This window comes from Cupriavidus sp. 01L46 (genome assembly GCF_056399905.1).
Genome location: NZ_JBFTSF010000485.1, coordinates 1 through 3,027, shown reverse-complemented (window position 1 = coordinate 3,027; position 3,027 = coordinate 1). Strand labels below are relative to the sequence as shown.

The 3,027-nt window shown below is 66.4% G+C and carries 2 protein-coding genes; both read left to right on the top strand.

Features of this window, described 5'->3' with window-relative positions:
* Window positions 1-304: 304 nt before the first annotated feature.
* Window positions 305-1,135, top strand: a complete 831-nt coding sequence (locus AC1DS3_RS37260) for a GntR family transcriptional regulator (RefSeq protein ID WP_477129204.1) — start codon at window positions 305-307, stop codon at window positions 1,133-1,135.
* A 112-nt stretch (window positions 1,136-1,247) separates the two neighbouring features.
* Entirely contained in the window at window positions 1,248-2,786 is a 1,539-nt protein-coding gene (locus AC1DS3_RS37255) for an acetolactate synthase large subunit (RefSeq protein ID WP_441641631.1), read from the top strand.
* The last annotated feature ends 241 nt before the right edge of the window (window positions 2,787-3,027 follow it).

Sequence of the window (3,027 nt, the reverse complement as noted above, 5' to 3'; positions counted from 1 at the left end):
CCTACGCGAGCGCCTAAAGTCGCTGCCCAATGTGAAACGACCCGGTCGCTCATGCGACCGGGTCGTCAAGTCCCGCCCTTCACGCTATGCCGTTCGCTTCCTCAATAGGGACCTTAACTGAACGGCATTAAGGCTTCGGCCTGCGTTTTTTTACGCCGGGTGTATAGACTTAGACTACTGTAAACCCTAGTAGTCTAGGTTTGTAGACCTTATTAAAGTAGGCCACTTCCGCAAGCCACTGCCAGCCGGCGCTAACACGCTGGCGCCCCCAGCTTTTGCAGTCGCTGCGTTGCTCCCGCCGACGATGCCGAATMCCGCTCTCACCGCCTTGCCTGCCTCCAGCGACCTCTTGTCCCGCAGCCGCCAGCCGGTCTACCTCCAGCTCGCCACGATCTTCCGCCGCCATATCGAGAGTGGCGAATGGCGCCAAGGCGAGCGCATCCCGTCGCTCGAACAGCTTTGCCGCGAGTTCGGCGTGGCGCGCATGACCATGCATCACGCGCTCTCACTGCTTGACGAAGAAGGCCTGCTGACCCGCGAGCGCGGGCGTGGCACGTTCGTCAAGGCAAGCTGCCGCGAGCGCCGCGCCATGAGGCTGCCGGTGAGCTGGGACCAGGTGGTGGCGGTCGGCGAGCAGCTCGACACCGAGGCGCTGTCAGAATCCGACGGCACCGTCACCTTGCCGGACGAACTGGGCATGCCTTGCGCCGCCGCGCGCGCGCCGGGCTATCACTTCCTGCGCCGCCTGCACCGGATCGAGCAGCGCCCGTTCGCGCTGGGCGAGGTCTTCATCGAGGCCAGCGTGTTTGCCCGCAAGCCGGAAGCGTTCCGCCACGGGCCCTCGGTGCCGGTGCTGGATCGTTTCCCCCAGCTGAAGGTCACCGCCGCCAGGCAGCGCCTGTCGATCATTGCGGCGGGCGCGGAATCGGCCGCCAGGCTGGCCTTGCCCGTTGGCGCGCCGGTGGCCGAATTGCGGCGCTATGCGTGCGTGGACGGCGTGATCGTCTATTACGCGCGCATCGAATTCCCGAGCGAGTTCGTCTGCCTGGATTTCGACCTGCTCGCGCCCGGCGCGGGCGCCGCCCCCGTTTATGCCCCACCGTGCCCGGCCGCCACGCCGCCGGCGCAATCCTGATGCTTGTCCACCAATCCATTCCCCAATCCGCCAACTGGAAATGAACGAGATGCCGAATACCGACCGCAACCAAGGTAGCCATGCAACCCAGGGCAACAGCGGGCAGAGCGAGATGAACGGCGCCGAGAGCCTGGTCAAGACGCTGCTGGCCTGCGGCGTGGACACCTGCTTTGCCAACCCCGGCACCAGCGAAATGCACTTCGTGGCAGCGCTCGACCGCATTCCCGGCATGCGTTGCGTGCTMGGCCTGTTTGAAGGCGTGGTGACCGGCGCGGCCGATGGCTACGCGCGTATGGCCGACAAGCCGGCGGCCACGCTGCTGCACTGCGGCCCGGGCCTGGCCAATGGCCTGGCCAACCTGCATAACGCGCGCCGCGCGCAGACGCCGGTGATCAACATCGTAGGCGACCAGGCCACCTATCACCGTCCGTTCGACGCTCCGCTGACGGCCGACACGGAAGGCTGGGCGCGCCCCGTCTCGGTCTGGACCCGCACCGCCACGGATGCGGCATCGGTCGGCGCCGATGCCGCCACGGCCGTGCAGGCCGCGTGCGCCGCCCCCGGCGGGGTCGCCAGCCTGATCCTGCCCTCGGATGTCTGCTGGGATGCCGGCGGCAAGGTAGGCGTGCCGCTGGCGCCGCTGGCGGTGCCCAAGGTCTCGCCCGACGCCGTCCAGCAAGCAGCACGCCTGCTGCGCTCGGGCCAGCCCACGCTGATCGTGCTGGCCGGCACCGCGCTGCGCGAAGCGCCGCTGGCCGATGCGCACCGCATCGCCGCCGCCACCGACGCGCGCCTGATCACGCCGATGTCCAACGCCCGCGTGTCGCGCGGCCGCGGCCGTTTCAATGTGGATCGGGTGCCCTATTCCGGCGACGTGGCGCGTGACAAGCTGGCCGGCATCCGCAATGTCATCCTGGTGGGCGCGCCGCCGCCGGTGACGTTCTTCGCCTACCCGGGCAAGTCGCCGCGTCCGTATCCGGAAGACGCTGAGATCCATGTGCTGGCACGTCCGGAACAAGATCTGGCCGAAGCCCTGGCGCGTCTTGCCGACGAGCTTGGCGCCCCCTCGGTGCCGGTGCCGGCTTCGGTCGCGCCGCGTGGGATCGCCAAGGGCGCGGTGACCTCCGAGGCGGTCGCGCAAACGCTGACGGCGCTGCTGCCGGAGCAGGCCATCGTGGTGGAAGAGAGCGTGAGCTTCGGGCGTGCGTTTTACCCGGGGACCGTGCATGCCGCGCCGCATGACTGGCTGCAACTGACTGGTGGTGCTATCGGCGATGGGCTGCCGCTGGCGACTGGCGCCGCGGTTGCCGCGCCGGGGCGTCGGGTTGTTGCGCTGCAGGCCGATGGCTCGGGGATGTACACACTGCAATCGCTGTGGACCATGGCGCGGGAGAAGCTTGACGTCACCGTGGTGATTCTGGCTAATCGGAAGTATGCGATTTTGCTGGGTGAGCTGGCTGGGGTTGGGGCCAATCCGGGCAAGACTGCGCTTGATATGCTGGATATCGGCAATCCGGATCTTAACTGGGTGCAGCTGGCCAATGGGATGGGGGTGGAGGCTGCGCGGGCTGAGGATATGGAGCGGTTCGCTGAGTTGTTTGGTATGGCTAATGCTCGGCGGGGGCCGTTTGTTATTGAGTTGGTGATTTGAGGTTGGGGGTAGGTTAGTGGTCCCAACTGCAGCTGCTTAACGTCAAGGTCAAAGGCAACTGCAGTTTCACCACCCCTGCGGGGCGGCGACCTACTTTTTTGTCTTGCCAAAAAAGTAGGCAAAAAAGGCGCGCCGGATGGGGCGACTACCCCCTCGGGATTCGACGAAAAGAGCGGCCGGGACCCAAACTCGCATCGCCTTAAGGCGATACTCAGACATGGGTCGATACTCAGACATGGGT